Genomic DNA, 15,617 nt, shown 5'->3' with positions numbered 1-15,617 from the left:
CCCACCGCCCGCGAGGCACGCACCACCAGTGGGCCGGACACCACGCCGTGCCCGGCCCACCGCGCTACACCGCCTCGATCAACCCAACGGCCGCCGTCCCGCCGCTGCTCTCGTCGACCAGCACGAACCCGCCCGTCGCGCGGCTGTCGCGGTACCGGTCCACCACCAGCGGGTCGGCGAACCGCAGGCGGATGGTGCCGATGTCGTTGAGCGCCAACGACTCCGCGGGCTCGGAGCCGAACGTGGTCACGTTCAGCCGGCTCTCCACCGCCTCGACGACGGCCCGTGACTCGCTGGTGGTGTGCCGCACGACGTAGCGGGCGCCTGGTTCCAGCGGCTTCTCGGTCATCCAGCACACGGTCGCGGACACCGCCGACGTCACGGTGGCGGGGGCGCCGGTGCTGAGCATCGCGCCGCGGCCGGCGTCGAGGTCGTCGGCGATGCTGATGACGACGGACTGGCCCGTGGTGGCGCTGGGCAGGGGGCCGTCGTAGGTGTCGATCGAGGTGATCGTGGTCTGCCAGCCGCCGGGCTGCACGACGACCGGGTCGCCGACGTGCAGGGTGCCGGCGGCGACCCGGCCGCCGTAGCCGCGGAAGTCGCGGTGCTCCGGTGTGCGGGGGCGGATCACCAGCTGCACGGCGAACCGGCCGCCGGGTGCGGGGGCCGGGGGCAGGGAGAGCTCCTCCAGGTGCGTCAGCAACGGCGGGCCCGCGTACCACGAGGTCCGCGACGACGGCGACACGACGTTGTCGCCGCGCAGCGCGGAGATCGGGATGGCGGTCCAGGAGCTGTTGCAGACCTCGGCGAACTCGGTCACCACCGAGTCGAACACGTCCTCGCGGTGGTCGACGAGGTCCATCTTGTTCACGGCCAGCACCACGTGGCGGATGCCGAGCAGGCCCGCGATCGCGGTGTGCCGCCGGGACTGCTCGGTCAGGCCGGTGCGCGCGTCCACCAGCACGACCGCGACGTCCGCGGTGGACGCGCCGGTCACCATGTTGCGGGTGTACTGGACGTGGCCGGGGGTGTCGGCGAGCACGAACGAACGCCGTGGCGTCGCGAAGTACCGGTAGGCCACGTCGATCGTGATGCCCTGTTCCCGTTCCGCGCGCAGGCCGTCGACCAGCAGCGCGAGGTCGGTCTCGGCGTAGCCGCGTTGCCGGCTCGCCGACGTCACGGCCTGGAGCTGGTCGGCGAGCACGGCCTTGGAGTCGTGCAGCAGCCGGCCGATCAGCGTGCTCTTGCCGTCATCGACGCTGCCCGCCGTCGCTACCCGCAACAATCCTGGCATCAGAAGTACCCCTCCCGTTTGCGGTCTTCCATGGCGGCCTCGGACGCGCGGTCGTCGGCTCGGGTGGCGCCGCGTTCGGTCAGCGTGCTGGCCGCGACCTCGTCCACGACTTCGTCCACTGTGGACGCCTCGGAGCGCACGGCGCCGGTGCACGTGGCGTCGCCGACGGTCCGGTAGCGCACGGTCTCGACGTGGACCTCCTCGCTCTCAAAGGGAGGCGTGAACGGGGTGACCGCGATGAGCATGCCGTCGCGCCGCACGACCTCCCGCCGGTGCGCGTAGTAGATGGACGGCACCTCGATCTCCTCGCGCCGGATGTAGCCCCACACGTCGAGCTCGGTCCAGTTCGACAGCGGGAACACCCGGACGTGCTCACCGGCGCGGTGCCGGCCGTTGTACAGGTCCCACAGCTCCGGCCGCTGGTTGCGCGGGTCCCACCGGCCGAACTCGTCGCGCACCGAGAACACCCGTTCCTTGGCGCGGGCCTTCTCCTCGTCGCGCCGCGCGCCGCCGAGCACGGCGGTGAACCGGTGCTCGGCGATCGCGTCGAGCAGCGTGACGGTCTGCAACGGGTTGCGCGACTGGCCGGGCCGCTCGCTGACCCGGCCGCTGTCGATCGACTCCTGCACGGACGCCACGACGAGCTGCACGCCCAGCTCGGCCACCCGGCGGTCGCGGAACTCGATGACCTCGTCGAAGTTGTGGCCGGTGTCGACGTGCATGACCGGGAACGGGATCCGGCCCGGCCAGTACGCCTTCTCGGCCAGGCGCAGCATGACGATCGAGTCCTTGCCGCCGCTGAACAGCAGCACCGGCCGGTCGAACGTCGCCACCACCTCGCGCAGGATGTGGATCGACTCGTCCTCCAGGTCGGCGAGCGCGGCCTCGCGGTCGCTCACCCTGGTGTCCACCGCGGTCAGCGTCATCGCAGGATTCCCTTCTCGCGCAACAGGGCCACGACCGCGTCCGCGCTGTCGTCGACGGTGTTGCCGCGGGTGTCGATCCGCAGCTCCGGTGCGGGCGGCGGCTCGTAGACGTCGTCGACGCCGGTCAGGCCGGTGATCGCACCGGCGCGCTGCTTGGCGTACAGGCCTTTCACGTCCCGTTCCGCGCACTCCTCCACGGGGGTCGCGACGTGCACCTCGACGAACGGCGTGCCGCTCGCCCGGTGCCGCCTGCGCACCTGCTCGCGTGCGGCGCGGAACGGGGAGATCACCGCGGCGAACACCAGCACGCCGTTGCGCGCCAGCAGGTCCGCGACGAAGCCGATGCGGTCGATGTTGGCCTCGCGGTCGGCGCGGGAGAAGCCGAGGCCGGCGGACAGCGTCCGCCGCACCTCGTCCCCGTCGAGCAGCTCGACCCGGCCGGCCGGCAACCGGTCGGCCACGGCGCGGCTGAGGGTGCTCTTCCCCGCGCTGGGCAGGCCGGTGAACCAGACCGTGCCGCCGCCGGTGATGGTCAGCGGCGACGTGAAGCTGGCAACGTTCGTCACCTGTTCCTCCCAGAAGTCTCAGGTCCGGAGAAGTGGCGTTCGGTGAACGCGTTGGCGAACTTCCCGGCCGGGTCGTAGCGGCCCATCAGCGCGCGGAAGTCCGGCAGCCGTTCGTACTCGCCGGTCGCCACCGAGGTCTTGGCCCAGTGCGGCCGCGGCGAGAACGGTGCGAGCCGCTCCTCCACGAGCCGGACGACCGGCAGCACGACCGACAGGTCGGACACCCACGTGAAGTGGATGCTCACGGTGTCGCGGCCGGTGCAGGTGCTCAGCCACAGGCCGTCGCGCGCGACGGTGCGGACCTCGCAGATCTGCAACGCCGGCCGGATCCGCTCGCGCACCTCGTCGAGCGCGTGCAGCGCGGCCACGGCGTCGGTCGCCGGGATCATGTACTCGGACTGCAGCTCGTCGCCGGAGCTGCTCGGCGGCTGGTCGGAGCGGAAGTGCGGCAGCCGGTCGAACCACGGGCCTGCCACGCCGCCCTGCGTGGTGCAGCTGACCGGGTCCATGCCGTCGACCGGGTGCCGCGGCCCCTCGGCGGGCTCCGCGGTGAACCACGACGGCAGCGCCGCGGGCTCGTCCACGCGTTCCTGCACCCACACCTGCGTGAGCGCCGGTGCCCGCCAGTCGGTGAACAGGCACACGCTGTACGCGCACGACATCAGCTCGGCGAAGTGGTCGTCGAGCGCCTCCAGCGCCAGGCCGCCGTACACGCGTTGCCGCATCTCGTACGCCGGCACCAGGTCCAGCGTCACGTGCGTGACCACGCCCAGCGCCCCGAGCCCGACGACGACGCCCTCGAAGTCGGGGTCGCCGCGGCCGATCGTGACGACGTCGCCGCCCGCGGTCACCAGGTCGAGCTCGGTGACCGACGCGGACAGCACCTGGTTGCGCACCCCCGAGCCGTGCGTGGCCGTCGCGACCGCCCCGCCGACGCTGATGTGCGGCAACGACGCCATCGACGGCAACGCGAAGCCCGCCGCGTCCAGCCGGGGCGCGAGCTCGGCGTAGCTCAGGCCCGCGGCCACCCGTGCCGTGGCACGGGTGGTGTCGACGTCGACGATTGGCGGCAGGTCGGCCACCGACAGCAGCACGCCGGGGGAGTCGGCCAGGTCGTTGAACGAGTGCCGGGTGCCCAGCGCCCGCACCCGGCCGGCGTTCGCGACGGCCTTGCGCACCTGCTCGACGGTGAACGGGCGCACGTACTCCGACGCGGTGTAGCGGACGTTGCCGGCCCAGTTCACGGTCACGGCGCCGCCTCCGCCGCGTCCTGCCCAGGAAGGTTCTGCCCAGGAAGGTTCTGCCCAGGAAGGTTCTCCACGGAGAGCCGCAGCACGACACCCTCACAGGCCTCCAGCTCCAGCGGCCGCATCGAGACGACGCCCTCGCGGTCGAGGCGGGTGGACACCTCGACCCGGCCGGCGGCGTCGCCCGGCACGTCGAACGCCACCGGGTGGTCGGCGAAGTTGAGCGCCACCAACAGGTCGCCCCGCCGGTACGCGAACACCTCCGCCGGGCTGTCCAGCGACACGTAACCGCCGCGCCGCAGGTCCTCGCTGCCGCGCCGGTAGGCGATCAGCCGCCGGTACAGGTTGAGCAACGAGCCGGGGTCGTCGGCCTGAGCGGCGACGTTGACGACGTGCTGGTCCGCCGCCAGCGGCAGCCACGGGTTCCCGGTCGTGAACCCGCCCGTGGCGTCCCACTGCATCGGCGTGCGCTGCCCGTCGCGGCCGTCGACGTCCTGCTCCAGCGCGGGCGGGGCGTCGGCCATGCCGATCTCCTCGCCGTAGTAGACGCAGGCGACGCCGCGCAGGGTCAGCATCATCATCGCCGCGACCGGGGCGTGCTCGATGCCGTACCTGCTGACCGTCCGCGAGATGTCGTGCGTGGACAACGCGTACGTGGGCAGCGCATCGGTGCGTGTGCGAGCCACCAGCCCGTCGATGCACCTGCGGAACGCCCTGGCGTCCCACGGCTGCTCCCAGAACGCGATGTGGAACGCCGTCTGCATGCCGTCGCCACCGAAGTAGGTGGCCAGCCGGGCGTCGTCGCTGATGGGCACCTCGCCCAGTGCGAACCGGTCGCCGTAGCCGTCCAGCACGACCCGCAGGTCGCGCAGCACGTCGTGCACCTCGGGCAGGTCCAGGTTGCGTTGCCGCACCACGGGATGCGAGAAGTGCCGGCGTGCGTGCGCGACCTCCGGCGGGTTGTCGCGCAGCTGCGGGTCCTTCATCAGCCGGTGCGCGACGTCGATGCGGAACCCGTCCACGCCGCGGTCGAGCCAGAACTGCCACACCTTGTGCATCGCCGCGTGCACGTCCGGGTTGCGCCAGTTCAGGTCCGGCTGGCCGGGCGTGAAGCTGTGCAGGTAGTACTGGCCGGTCGCCGCGTCGAGCTTCCACGCGGTGCCGCACCGCTCGAACGCGCTGAGCCAGTTGTTCGGCGGACCGCCGTCCGGCGCGGGGTCGGCCCAGATGTACCAGTCCCGCTTGGGGTTCGTGCGGTCCGACCGCGACTCCAGGAACCAGGGGTGCTCGTCCGAGGTGTGGTTCATGACGATGTCGATCACGACCCGGATGCCGCGCGAGTGCGCCGCGGTGACCATCGCGTCGAAGTCGTCCAGCGTGCCGTACACCGGGTCGACCGACTCGTAGTCGCTGATGTCGTACCCGAAGTCGGCCTGCGGCGACGGGTAGAACGGCGAGAGCCAGATCGCGTCGGCACCGAGCTGCGCCACGTGGTCGAGCCGGGCGGTGATGCCGGGCAGGTCGCCGATGCCGTCACCGTCGGAGTCGGCGAAGCTGCGCGGGTAGATCTGGTAGAGGACGGCGTCGCGCCACCACTGTCCACTCATATGTCCACCTTCGTCATGCCTGCCGCGAAGTACCGGTCACCCCGCACGGCGCCGGGCGGCGCGATCTCGTCGAGCAGCGCCAGCTCGTCGGCCGACAGCTCCACGTCGAGCGCGCCGACGTTCTCCTTGAGCCGCACGGAGTTCTTCGTGCCGGGGATGGGGACGACGCCCTGGCTGCGCACCCAGGCGATCGCGAGCTGTGCGACCGAGACGCCCTTGGCCCACGCCAGCTCGGCCACGCGCGCGACGATCTCGTTGTTGTGCGCCAGGTTCTCCGGCTGGAACCGGGGCAGCTGCCGGCGGAAGTCGTCCGGCCGCAGGTCGTCGAACCGGCCGAACCGCCCGGTGAGCATGCCCCGTCCCAGCGGCGAGTACGCCACGAACCCGATGCCCAGCTCCCGCAACGTGCCGAACAGCCCGGCCTCCGGGTCACGGCTCACGAGCGAGTACTCCGTCTGCACCGCGGTGACCGGGTGCACGGCGTGCACCCGCCGCACCGTCGGCTCGGCGGCCTCGCAGATGCCCAGGTGCCGGACCTTGCCCTCGGCCACCAGCTCCGCCATGGCACCCCACGTCTCCTCCACCGGGACGCCTTTGTCGATGCGGTGCTGGAAGTAGAGGTCGATGTGGTCGACACCGAGCCGCCGCAACGACCCCTCGCAGGACGTGCGGACGTACTCCGGGTTGCCGTTCACGCCGACGTTCTCGCCGGCGCCGTTCTTGAGGTTGCCGAACTTCGTCGCGATCACCACGTCGTCGCGGCGGCCGCGCACGGCCCGCCCGACCAGCTTCTCGTTGGTGTAGGGGCCGTACATGTCGGCCGTGTCCAGCAACGTGATGCCGAGGTCGACCGCCTCGTGCAGCGTGCGGATCGACTCGGTGTCGTCCCAGGTGTCGTAGAACTGCGACATCCCCATGCAGCCGAGTCCGAGGTCGGACACGACCGGCCCGTTCGCTCCGAGCCTGCGCATCACACCACCTCCATCGTGACGGCGGACCGGATGAGGCCCGCCCAGTCGGTCAGGTGCCGGTCGGGCAGGTAGCACTCGTTCACCCGCCGCCGCGCGCCCTCGCCCAGGCGGTGCGCCAGGGCGGGGTCGGTGAGCAGCTGCCGGATGAGCTGCGCCGTGGTGGCGAGGTCGTGCGGGTCGTCGACCAGCAGGCCGGACTCGCCGTGCACGATCTGCTCGCGCAGCCCGCCGACCGCACTGGCGATCAGCGGCCGGCCCTTCCACATCGCCTCGGTCGCGGTGAGCCCGAACCCCTCGGCGATGCTCTTCTGCACCACCACGGTCGCGTGCCGCTGCAGGGCGTTGACGACGACCGCGTTCTCCCGCAGGTCGGTCATCGGCAGGCACAGCAGCTGCACGCGCCGGCGCTGCTCGACGGGCAGCGCCCTCCACTGCGCGACGCACTCGTCCCAGAACCGCTGTGCGTCCGGGTCGTCGGCGACCCCGACGACGTCCGCGCCGGCCAGCGTGAGGTGGGCGCCCTCGACATCGGCGTCCAGGAACGCCCGCAGCACGCCGGCCATGTCCTTGAGCTCGTCCCACCGCGACACCTGCACCACCATCGGCGCGTCGGCCGGCGGTGCGCTCTCCCGGACGACGGTCGCCCTGTGCCGCACGAGGATCTGCTCGCCGACCGGCGGGCGGATGGTGAGCGGTTCGGCCGAGCCGTCGAGGATTCCGGTGCACCGCAGTACGTCCAGCGTCTGCTCGTCCGTGAGCTCCATGTTCTTGGGGGCGCACGGGTCGATCGACGGCGGGATGATGTGCGGACGCGGCGCCCAGTCCGGGCAGGCGCTCTGCGTGAGGAACACCGTGGCGTCGGCGTTCTCCACGAACCTGCGCAGGAACGCCCAGCCCTCCTCGGTGTGCTCGTTCGGCTCGTCACGGCCGATGTGCCGGCGCCACACGGCGGTGGCGCCGAGCCTGCGGGCGATGTCGACCAGCCCGGCCGGCTGTGCCTCGTGCACGATCACCAGGTCGCCGGGCCGCACCCGGTCCGCGAGCGCGAGGCCCTCCAGCTCGGTGATCGCGCGGTAGTGTTGCAGCTGCTCGGGTCCCAGCGGCTCCGGGTCGCCGGGAGCGCCGTACAGCCTGGTGCACAACCGTTTCGCGATGGCGAAGAACTCGGTGTCACCGTCGATGACCAGCCACCGGCAGTCGATCCCGACCGCGCGGGCCAGCGGCATCAGCGCGTGCAGCAGCTCGGCCACACCACCGCCCGCCGCGGTCGAGTTGATGTTCCACACGGTCCGGCCGTGCAGTGCTCCGGACGCCTCCGCGGCGGTGTCCCGCAGGGCTTCCATCCGCTCGTCCCCGAAGACCTTCCGGTACGGCGTCAGCGGTGCCGCACCTATCGCGACCTCATGCACTGGCCACCTCCTCCGCCGGTGCCGCCTTCTTCTGCTGCTCGAAGCCCTCGGTGATCCACACGCCGGTCCAGAACTCCGGGTCGGAGGGCAGCACCAGCTCGATCAGCGTCGGCCCGGTCTCCTCCGCGGCCACCTGCAACGCCTGCGCGAACGTCTCCAGCCGGGTCGTGGAGCGGTCGTGGTCGAGCCACTCGCTCAGGTCCACCCGCCAGCTGCGCACGCCCCACGCCTCGGCGATGTCGACGTACCGCATGCCCGCGGCGTTGTCGAGGTACTGCCCGTGGCCCGCGTCCAGCCAGCCCTCGGGCCGCGACTGCTTGCGCAACGACACCGCGCCACCGTTGTTGCACACGATGAACGTGACCGGCGCGGACTCCTGCACCGCCGCGGCGAGGCCCTGCACGGAGTTCGTGAAGCCCTGGTCACCGAGCGTGCAGAACACCTTGGCGGCCGGCTCGCCCAGCGCGAGGCCGGTCGCGATCGTGATGCCGCAGCCGACGAACCCGCCGTGCCCGCCGAACACCCGCAGCCCGTGCGGGAACTGGTCGTAGTCCTCGGCGAGCATGCCGCCGAACATCTGGCTGTCGTCGACCAGCACGGCCCGGCGCCGCGACCGTGCGGCGACCTCGCCCAGGGCCCGTGCGACACCCGTGCGGATCACCGCGGCCTCGGCGGGCACGGGGTCTCCCGCGGGAGCCGGCTCGTCGGCGATGCCGGTGTACCAGGTGCCGTCGAGGTCGGGCGCGCCGTCGGTCAGCTCGCGCAGCGCGGCCACGATGTCACCGGCCAGCAGCACGTCGCCGGCAGCGAGGTAGCCGTTCTTCTCCACGGCGGTGGGCTTGGTGTTCACCGCGATCTTGGGGCAGTCCGGCAGCGGACCGACCACGCGCGGGTACATGTTGCGGTCTTCCAGCGTGATCAGCAGGTCGGTCGTGTCCAGCACCGCGCGGTGCATCGGCGACTTCGGGTCGTACCAGCCGATGAACTCCGGCACGTCCGCGGTGTGCAGCCGTTCGAACAGCATCGGGCCGCGGCGGTACTTCACCTGCAGCACCGGTGCCCCGGTGCGGGCGCAGAACGCGGCCAGCGCGGCCTGCACGCCCCGGTGGGTCAGCGCGTAGTCGTCGATCAGCACCGCGGGCCTGCGGGCGTCGGCGAGCAGCTCGGCGGCCCGGTTCAGCGCGTTCTCGTCGCACACCGGCTGTTCGGCGGCCGGGATCGCCGGCAGCGCGGTCAGCGGCAGCCACTCGGCCTCCGCCACGTCCTGCGGCAGCGCGAAGAGCACCGGTCCGTGCGGGGCCTCGCGGACGTCGTCGATCGCCCGCAGCAACGACGAACCGAAGTTCTCGACGTACTCGCGCAGCGCGGCGGGGTCGTCCTTCGGCACGGCACCGAGGTCGTACCACGACTTGGCGAAGTCACCGGAGGTCGCGACCAGGTCCGGCTCGCCGTGCGGCGGCAGGAACGGCTGCGAGCCGGTCGACGGCATGCCGACCACGGCCAGCGTGCCCATCTCGTTGCGCCGCAGGTCGGCCAGCGCGCCCAGGGCGTTGGTGAGACCACGCGCGCCGTGCAGGATCGCGGCACCGGTGCCCGCGCTCAGCCGGCTCGCGCCACCGGCCTGGAACAGCGACTCGCGGTCACCGCGGCCGTTGACCAGCAACCCGACCCGTGCCAGCGCGTCGCACAGCGCCAGCTCGGACGTGCCCGCGTAGGCGAACGCGACCCTGGTGCCGCAGCGGTGCAGCGCCAGCGCGACGGCCTCGGCGCCGGTGAGCTTGACGTCGTCGTACTCCGGGATCGCGGCCAGCACCATGTGCTCGATCGCGGAGGCGGACCCGCGCAGCACGGCGGCGACCGCCTCGACGAACGCGCCGGTGCCGTGCTCCTGCACCAGGCCCAGCGTGAGGCCGTTGTAGGTGCCGCCCGGCCGGGTCAGCAGCGCCCGCACGACGTCGGACACCGTGCCGCCGGAGTTGCAGGCGGTCCTGACCTCGTTGGGGTACAGGCCGAAGCTGTTCAGCGCCTCGTAGTCGGGGTGACCGGAGACGACGCTCAGGTCGAGCACCAGCGCGCTGTCCGGGTCGATCTGGTCGAACGGCACGCCGTTGTCCTGCGCGAGCGTGATGTGCAGCCGGTAGCGGCCGGGCACGTCCGGCACGCGGGTGCGCACGGGCACACGGGTGACGGCCTCCGGCGGCAGCGACTGGGGGAGCGCGGAGCGGATCGGCTGGGTGGTGACCTCGCTGCCGTCGGCGGCGACCCAGCGGTGCACCACGCGCACCGGGAACGGCGGCGCCGGCGTCAGCATGCCCGAACCGGTGTTGCGCACCAGGCAGTCCAACGTCAGCAGGCCGCCGGCCTCGGCGTCGTCGACGACCGGGCCGTCCAGCGTGATCGAGGCCTGGCACTCGTCCTCGGCCAGCGGGTCGCCGACCGCCCACAGCCGCCGCGGCCGCACGCCGAGCCGGTCGAACATCTGCCACTGGCCCTGCTCGTGCACCCGCGTCTGGTTGGCGCCGAAGCCCTGCCGCGCCCCCTCGACGAGCGCGGCCGGTGCCAGCGCGAGCGCGTAGACCTCGCGGGCGGGCAGGTTGACCGTGCCGAGGACCGACCAGTTCGCCCGGTCGACCACCGCGACCGCCGCCGTCTCGACCGAGGTCGCGGCGTGCCGGTGCGGGCTCAGCCCGACGAACAGGTGGTCGCCTGAGACGACCAGGCCGCGCGGCCAGCCGGGCAGGGCGAGCCTGCGCTGCTGGGTGCGGTCGGTGTCGTCGATCTCGACCAGGTCGCCGGTCGCGGAGTCGCAGACCAGCCACGTCCCGTCGGCGTAGTACGGGTTGTGCGGGGCCTTGAGGCCTTCCAGGACCGGCTCGCCGGTCTCCAGGTCGACCACGCGGCCGCTCGCGGGCTTGCCGTTCTCGTCCCAGCCGCGGCGGCGCAGGAACTCGCCGAACCCGCACACGACGGTGCGGTCGCGGTAGCGGGCGAGGCTGTTGAGGTGCCAGCTGTCCGCCTCGCCGGGGGCCTGCCAGCGCCACGCGACCTCGCCGTCGGGGCCGACGCACTGCACCTCGTTCTGCATGGTCGCGGCGACCAGCACGTTGCCGTCGACGACGAGGATGTCGTGCGGCGTCGAGACGTTGTCGAGCCGGTGGTAGCGGCGCACGCCGGTCTCGTCGTAGACCACGAGCTCGGCCGGGCTGCCGTCGGCGCTCCACAGGCAGCGGTACAGCAGGCCGTCCTCGGCGCACAGCCCGGAGCTGGAGATCCGGTCGATCTCCTCGACCGCCTCGCCGATCGCGAACAGCCCGCCGCCGATCGTGTGGTGGGCGTCGAAGCACGACGCCAGCAGCCGGAGCCCGCCGGGCAGCAGCCCGTCGAGCCCGATCAGCTCCGCGGTGCTCTTCTTGTCGGTCGTGAGACTCATCAGGCCTCCTGCCTGTCGTGCGTTGCCGGAAGTGGTGTCGATGCGGAAAGAACTGCGTGGGCGAGTGCCTCGGGGTCGGTCCCGGTGTCGACGACGACGTCGAAACCGCCGTACGCCAGCACCGCCTCGCGCTCGGGGTCGTTGCCCGGCAACGCGACCGCGCGCCGTTCGCCCTGCTGCTTCTGGATGTCCTCGACCGCCGCGGCGATCCGGGCGTGGTCGCGGCCCGCGATGGCGACGTGCGCGGCGGCGGCGGTGAGCCGTTCCGCGAGGCCGATGGCGACGTCGTCGTCCAGGCCGGTGACCAGCACGACCTTGCCCGCGAGCCGGCCGTCGCGGGGGACGAGCTGCGGCTTCATCCGGATCAGCGGCCAGTACTCGTCGGCGATGCTCTGCTGCTCGGTGAGCGTGACGTAGCCGCCGGCCGCGTCGGCGGCGCGGATGACCGTCATCGTCTGTCCGAAGTGGTCGGCGCACAGCCGTGCCTTCGCCGCGTCCGGGCCGGAGGAGACCACGCCGATCCCCGGCAGCACGACCACGTGCGGTGCGCCGGTCCGTTTGGCGGTGGGGAAGGAGATGTACCGCTCGAACGCGGCGTCATACCACTCGCGGTGGCGTTCGATGCCGTCCACCATGGACTCGCCGGGCGCGAGCACGAGCGGCCGGTGCCCGGCGGTGACGACGTGGTCGGGACAGCCGGGCCCGGCCTGGCTCAGCTCGGGGCCCCGTGCCGACGAGGCGAACGCGACCGCCTGCTCGCTGCGGTCGACGTGCAGGATCGCGCCGTCCAGCGCCTTGCGCAGCACCGGGAGCACCTCGACGAGCACGTCCTCCGCGTTCTGCGCCGGTGCGACGACCTGGCCGCCGAGGTCGGCGGGCCGGGTGATCGCGCGGCGCAGCGCTGCGGTGGACCGGGAGACGGCCTCCAGCGAGTTGCGGTAGCACTGCTCGCTCGTGGCGGCCCAGGTGAAGATGCCGTGGTTGGCCAGCAGCACGAACCGGGCCTTCGGGTTCGCGCGGATCTTGCGGCCAAGCTCCCGTGCCACGTCCACGTCGAACTGCCGGTAGTCGAACCAGATGGCCTCCTCGCCGAACTCCTCCTCGGCGTGCTCGCGGCCGCCGGGGAACGACGTCAGCGCGATGACCGCGTCCGGGTGGCAGTGGTCGACGTGCTTGGCCGGGATGAACGCGTGCGTCAGCGTCTCGATCCCCGGCCGCTTCTGGTCGGCGGTGAGGCCGCTCGCGACCAGGTGCTCGACCATCTCGCGCTCGTCCATCGGCCCGCCGTCGAGCGCCGGCAGCAGGGCGTCCAGGCGCAGCACCGGGAAGTCCTCGTGTGTGGTCACCGCGCCGTCACAGCCCCACGAGCTCATCCACAGCACCGTGGTGGGCTCGCCGTGCTCGTCGGGCGTGATGCCCTTGACGGAGAAGTTGCCGCCGCCCTCCCTGGTCAGGGCGGGGTCGGCGCCGACCAGGTGCGAGCGGTAGAGCACCTCGTCGCGCCCCACGAGCGTGTCCGCGACCGCCGCGTCCCAGCGGTCGCGCGGCTCCACGAACAGGTCGTTCGGCACGAACGGGAGCTCACGCTCCGGCGTGCGCAGCGCGGTGCCGCTGAACGAGACCTCCCGGAAGTCGCGGACGACCGCCGCCGCCCCCGCCTCCCGCACGTCGGTCTCGCGCTGCGGCGGGGCCAGCGCGACGCACGTGGCGCCCGCGGCGACCGCCGAGGTGATGCCGCTGACGGCGTCCTCGAACACGACGCACCGCTCGACCGGCACGCCGAGCCGCCGCGCGGCCAGCGCGTAGCAGGCCGGGTCGGGTTTGCCGTGCTCGACGTCGGTCGCGGTGACCGTGACGTCGAAGCGGAGCCCGAGCTGCTTGAGCACCGCCGTCGCCTTGTACGGCTCGGCGCCGGTGACCAGCGCGGTCGGCGTCCCGGCCGCGCGCAGCGACCCGAGCAACGGCAGGACACCGGGGATCGTGGAGTAGTGCAGTGTCTCGTTGTCGACCCGCATGAGGTCGTAGACCTCGTCGTAGCGGTCCGGCGGCAGCATCGGGAACAGCTCGCGCAACGTGTGCAGCGCGCTGCGCCCGTACACGTGCCGGTCCAGGTCCTCCGCACTGATCGCGAAACCGTGAGAACGCGCCAGGTCCTGCCAGAAGTCGGCGACCGACGCCTCGGTGTCGACCAGCACCCCGTCCATGTCGAAGAGCACCGCCTCGAACACGGCTCAGCCCCCGTACTCGCCGGCGAAGGCCTGTTCTGCCTCCAGCGCGGCGGGGTGGGCGAGCACCTGGGTGAGGACGCTCAGCGGTGCGGTGACCGCGTCCGCGCCGTCGGCGAACGCCTGGGTGAACTGCCCGGCGTTCTTCACCGACGCCGCGACGACGCGGGTGTTCTTGCGGCGCAGCGAGCTGAGCTGCCGCACGAGGTCGTTGCCGATGCGCGGGTCGCGCCACGCGCGGTCGACGTACGGGATGACGCTCGCCGCGCCGATCGCCTCGGCGATGATCATCGCGTTCGGAGACTGCGCCGCGGTCAGCGAGACGGCGACGCCCTCGCGGACGAGCTGCCCGGCCAGAACGGCGCCGCCGGGAGTCGCGGGCACCTTGAGCACGATGCGCTCCGGCGCGAGCTTCCAGGCCTGCAGCGCTTCGTCGAACAGCTCGCCGTGCGCGCCGGTCGGCTGGTAGTAGATCTCGGGGAAGTCGGTGGCGGCCAGCAGTTCGGCCGCGTGCTTGAGCGGGTCGTCGGTGACCTGCCGCAGCAGCGTCGGGTTCGTCGTGACACCGGTGACGAAGCCGAGCGCCGCGGCAGCGGACACGTCGTTCAGGTCAGCGGAATCCAGCAGAACAGTCATGTGGATCGAAGCCCCCGTGTCGTCGGCAGGTGACCTCGACGCTAGGGAGACCGGTGCCCCGCCGAGGGGGTCCGGCGGCGGTCCTGCCGCCGAACTGCCGCTCCCGCTGCCCGTCCGCCGCCTCCCCGATATCCCATATATTGGATATCGCCCGACCTGGCCGGGTATCCGCTTGAGCCCGGCTGGAGCAGGTCCGCCGAGCGGGCACCGCGCAGGAAATCGGCTGGGTAAACTCGGGAGTAGAGGGACACGGAGGTGAACAGCGGTGAATTCCGATGAGCGTCGGTTCGAGGTGCTGCGCGCCATCGTCGCCGACTACGTGTCCAACCAGGAGCCCGTCGGGTCCAAGGCCCTGGTCGAGAGGCACAACCTGGGTGTGTCGAGCGCGACCGTGCGCAACGACATGGCCGCGCTGGAGGACGAGGGCTACATCGCCCAGCCGCACACCAGCGCGGGCCGCGTGCCGACGGACAAGGGCTACCGCCTCTTCGTCGACCGGCTGAGCGAGGTCAAGCCGCTCTCGCAGGCCGAGCGGCGGGCCATCCGCAGCTTCCTGGACGGGGCACTCGACCTCGACGACGTGATGCGCCGCAGCGTGCGGCTGCTCGCCCAGCTCACGCGGCAGGTCGCGGTGATCCAGGTGCCGACCCTGTCACGTGCGGCGGTGCGGCACGTCGAGGTGCTGCCGATCACACCGGCCCGGCTGATGCTGGTGCTGATCACCGACACCGGCCGGGTCGACCAGCGCATCGTCGAGATGGGCGACGTCGTCACCGAGCAGGACGTGGCCGAGCTGCGCTCGTCGCTGAACCAGGCGATGGCCGGCAAACGCCTGTCCGACGCGAGCGCCAAGGTCGCCGAACTGCCCGACGAGGTCCGCCAGGACCTGCGCGACCCGATGCTGCGGCTCGCGACGGTGCTGATCGAGACGCTCGTCGAGCACCCGGAGGAACGGCTGGTGCTCGGCGGCACGGCGAACCTCACCCGCAACGTCGCGGACTTCCCCGGCTCGCTGCGCCAGGTGCTGGAGGCGCTGGAGGAACAGGTCGTGGTGCTCAAGCTCCTGGCCGCCTCGCGCGATCCCGGCCGTGTCATGGTGTACATCGGCGAGGAGAACGAGGCCGCCGAGATGCGCAGCACGTCCGTGGTGTCCATCGGGTACGGCAGCCGCGACAACCCGCTGGGCGGCTTGGGCGTCGTCGGACCCACACGCATGGACTACCCGGGAACCATGGCGGCCGTCCGCGCGGTCGCCAACTACGTCGGTGAGATCCTGACCGGTCGTTGAACCAGGACTTCAGCTGAG

11 protein-coding genes are annotated in these 15,617 nt (G+C 72.2%); 1 reads left to right on the top strand and 10 read right to left on the bottom strand.

Annotated elements, in window-relative coordinates; all coding sequences use genetic code 11:
• Positions 1-64 precede the first annotated feature (64 nt).
• The 10 genes from ADL03_RS34635 to ADL03_RS34590 are packed head-to-tail and all read right to left on the bottom strand — an operon-like array spanning position 65 to position 14,311.
• Entirely contained in the window at positions 65-1,294 is a 1,230-nt protein-coding gene (locus tag ADL03_RS34635) for a sulfate adenylyltransferase subunit 1 (protein ID WP_053737808.1), read from the bottom strand.
• Positions 1,294-2,220 carry a sulfate adenylyltransferase subunit CysD gene (cysD, locus tag ADL03_RS34630; RefSeq protein WP_053737807.1) on the bottom strand — a complete coding sequence of 309 codons (927 nt, stop codon included), beginning with the start codon at positions 2,218-2,220 and terminating at the stop codon, positions 1,294-1,296. The genes ADL03_RS34635 and cysD overlap by 1 nt, the downstream gene beginning before the upstream one ends.
• The gene (gene cysC, locus ADL03_RS34625) at positions 2,217-2,786 is read right to left on the bottom strand and encodes an adenylyl-sulfate kinase (RefSeq protein ID WP_053737806.1); all 570 of its coding nucleotides are present in this window, start codon (positions 2,784-2,786) and stop codon (positions 2,217-2,219) included. The genes cysD and cysC overlap by 4 nt, the downstream gene beginning before the upstream one ends.
• Positions 2,783-4,036, bottom strand: a complete 1,254-nt coding sequence (locus tag ADL03_RS34620; protein WP_053737805.1) for an FAD-binding protein — start codon at positions 4,034-4,036, stop codon at positions 2,783-2,785. The genes cysC and ADL03_RS34620 overlap by 4 nt, the downstream gene beginning before the upstream one ends.
• Positions 4,033-5,640 (bottom strand): alpha-amylase family glycosyl hydrolase, encoded by a 1,608-nt coding sequence (locus ADL03_RS34615; RefSeq protein ID WP_063798805.1) that lies wholly within the window; start codon positions 5,638-5,640, stop codon positions 4,033-4,035. Before ADL03_RS34615 ends, ADL03_RS34620 begins: the two co-directional genes overlap by 4 nt.
• Positions 5,637-6,611 carry an aldo/keto reductase gene (locus ADL03_RS34610; protein ID WP_053737804.1) on the bottom strand — a complete coding sequence of 325 codons (975 nt, stop codon included), beginning with the start codon at positions 6,609-6,611 and terminating at the stop codon, positions 5,637-5,639. Before ADL03_RS34610 ends, ADL03_RS34615 begins: the two co-directional genes overlap by 4 nt.
• Positions 6,611-8,020 carry a glycosyltransferase gene (locus tag ADL03_RS34605; protein ID WP_053737803.1) on the bottom strand — a complete coding sequence of 470 codons (1,410 nt, stop codon included), beginning with the start codon at positions 8,018-8,020 and terminating at the stop codon, positions 6,611-6,613. Before ADL03_RS34605 ends, ADL03_RS34610 begins: the two co-directional genes overlap by 1 nt.
• Positions 8,013-11,450 carry a DUF4915 domain-containing protein gene (locus ADL03_RS34600; RefSeq protein ID WP_053737802.1) on the bottom strand — a complete coding sequence of 1,146 codons (3,438 nt, stop codon included), beginning with the start codon at positions 11,448-11,450 and terminating at the stop codon, positions 8,013-8,015. The genes ADL03_RS34605 and ADL03_RS34600 overlap by 8 nt, the downstream gene beginning before the upstream one ends.
• On the bottom strand, positions 11,450-13,678 hold the full coding sequence (locus tag ADL03_RS34595) for an HAD-IA family hydrolase (protein WP_053737801.1): 2,229 nt from the start codon (positions 13,676-13,678) through the stop codon (positions 11,450-11,452). The genes ADL03_RS34600 and ADL03_RS34595 overlap by 1 nt, the downstream gene beginning before the upstream one ends.
• 3 nt (positions 13,679-13,681) lie before the next feature.
• Positions 13,682-14,311, bottom strand: a complete 630-nt coding sequence (locus tag ADL03_RS34590; RefSeq protein WP_053737800.1) for a transaldolase family protein — start codon at positions 14,309-14,311, stop codon at positions 13,682-13,684.
• 265 nt (positions 14,312-14,576) lie between these two features.
• Between ADL03_RS34590 and hrcA the strand changes: the two genes are divergently transcribed.
• Positions 14,577-15,599 carry a heat-inducible transcriptional repressor HrcA gene (hrcA, locus tag ADL03_RS34585; RefSeq protein WP_053737799.1) on the top strand — a complete coding sequence of 341 codons (1,023 nt, stop codon included), beginning with the start codon at positions 14,577-14,579 and terminating at the stop codon, positions 15,597-15,599.
• Positions 15,600-15,617: the final 18 nt, after the last annotated feature.

It is taken from the genome of Nocardia sp. NRRL S-836, assembly GCF_001279525.1.
In the GTDB taxonomy this organism is placed as follows: Bacteria; Actinomycetota; Actinomycetes; order Mycobacteriales; family Pseudonocardiaceae; genus Lentzea.
This window is presented reverse-complemented; position numbering and strand designations above follow the sequence as displayed.

Excerpts from the sequence above, each read along its gene's own strand:
- ADL03_RS34635 (WP_053737808.1), bottom strand. The coding sequence starts at position 1,294 with ATGCCAGGATTGTTGCGGGTAGCGACGGCGGGCAGCGTCGATGACGGC.
- cysD (WP_053737807.1), bottom strand. The coding sequence starts at position 2,220 with ATGACGCTGACCGCGGTGGACACCAGGGTGAGCGACCGCGAGGCCGCG.
- ADL03_RS34615 (WP_063798805.1), bottom strand. The coding sequence starts at position 5,640 with ATGAGTGGACAGTGGTGGCGCGACGCCGTCCTCTACCAGATCTACCCG.
- ADL03_RS34610 (WP_053737804.1), bottom strand. The coding sequence starts at position 6,611 with ATGCGCAGGCTCGGAGCGAACGGGCCGGTCGTGTCCGACCTCGGACTC.
- ADL03_RS34600 (WP_053737802.1), bottom strand. The coding sequence starts at position 11,450 with ATGAGTCTCACGACCGACAAGAAGAGCACCGCGGAGCTGATCGGGCTC.
- ADL03_RS34590 (WP_053737800.1), bottom strand. The coding sequence starts at position 14,311 with ATGACTGTTCTGCTGGATTCCGCTGACCTGAACGACGTGTCCGCTGCC.